1 protein-coding gene is annotated in these 1,601 nt (G+C 45.3%); it reads left to right on the plus strand.

All coding sequences use genetic code 11. The features are described 5' to 3' along the window. Window positions 1-1,601: tetratricopeptide repeat protein (locus ABUA34_RS14270; RefSeq protein WP_502880278.1), on the plus strand; the 1,601-nt coding region annotated here is incomplete at both ends.

The following is a 1,601-nucleotide window of genomic DNA, read 5'->3' on the forward strand; positions in this document are numbered from 1 at the left end:
GTCAACAATGTGGAGCTCCAGTTCAACAAGGCCATGAACCTTATGGACAACGGAGATGCTGAGGAATCAGTAAACATACTTGAACAGGTTGCAGACATAGGAATAATGGATGCGCAGTATAAGTCATATGGGGATGATGCTCTTCTTGCACTTGCAGAGTTTTATGAGAAGGGAAAGTACCGCAACGCAGTTGTGGATGTGGATCTGAATAAATCTACCAAGTATTACGAGAAGTATGTGAATCAGAACCATGACGGCGATGTTATATTCAAGCTTGCCAAGATGCTTCTGGAGGTTCAGAACTTCTCAAAGGCAATCAAGTATTATGAGCTTGCAGCCACAGATTACGGTATAAAGGCAGCGTATATGAGCCTCGGCTCAATATACGAGAGCGGACTTAACAGAGTGGATGAGTACGGCAACAAGAGTGATTATGTCGTGCCTATCGATCTGGACAAGGCCATGATGTGGTACAAGAAGCTTGCTGATACCGGTGATGCCAAGGCAAAGGCTTCATACGAGAGAGTTGAGTACATGAGTACCCATGGTGACAGCCTTGAGTTCGAGGAGAAGGACAAGCTGTACACGGATATAGCAGAGGCCAGAAAGGCAAAGGGAAAGGAGCCGCGTTACAAGGTTATCGAGGCTTCAAGACTTCAGTATCAGTACACATATGTACATGATCAGGTTGAGGGATTCATCCACAAGCTTCCAAAGGGCTGGGTGAAGACGATCAACGAGTCGACAGGCGAGGAGTATTACGCACCAAGTCTTACATATAAGGATTTTGCAATGTATGTATATTATGATAGTGTGCCAAAGGATTCAAAGATGACTCTTGAGAACTACCTGAGATACTGTAACGATGCGTTTGACGAAGAGCTGCAGCTCAAGGCGTATGTCACAGAGTATGCAGATGGAATATGTACGACTTACTATCACAAGGACATGGAGAAGGGAATCGTGTCATTTGCCTTCTATCATGGACGTAGACTGGCATGTATGAGATTCGTATGTGCTACTATGGAGATCATAGAGCAGTACGAGGAGATCATATTTGAGACAGCCAACTCATTTGCGTTTGTAGATCCTACACTGGCCAGTGACCACAGTGCCAACAGAAAGGATATGCAGTATTATAACGAGGCTATATACTGCTACTACCTTGAGGATTATGAGGGTGCCATGAGAGCCGCAAAGCAGGCTCTTAAGCTTGGAAGCATAAAGGCAAGTTACCTTCTGATAGAGCTGTACTACGATGAGGACAGCCCGTACAGGGATGTTGAGAAGACTATAAGCTATGCAAAGCAGTTGTTTGAGGCGACTAAGGATCCTGAGCTTGCATTCCTTCTTGGAATCGTATACGACCAGCAGCTCAAGGATTATGTGAAGGCAGTTAACTGGTATGAGAATGCAGAGCGTCTTGGACACAAGAGAGTTGCATTCTATCTTGGAAGAATATATTATTACGGTCTGCTCAGAACGAAGAGAGACGGAGGCAAGGCACTGTCTTACTTCAAGAAGGCCAGAGAGAACGGTATTCAGGAGGCTGAGGGCTATATCAAGGATCTTGAGGATCTCAAGGGAGAGGACCTTCAGAC

The sequence above is a fragment of the Coprococcus sp. RTP21428st1_C9_RTP21428_210409 genome (assembly GCF_040227395.1).
Taxonomy (GTDB): Bacteria; Bacillota; Clostridia; order Lachnospirales; family Lachnospiraceae; genus Coprococcus; species Coprococcus aceti.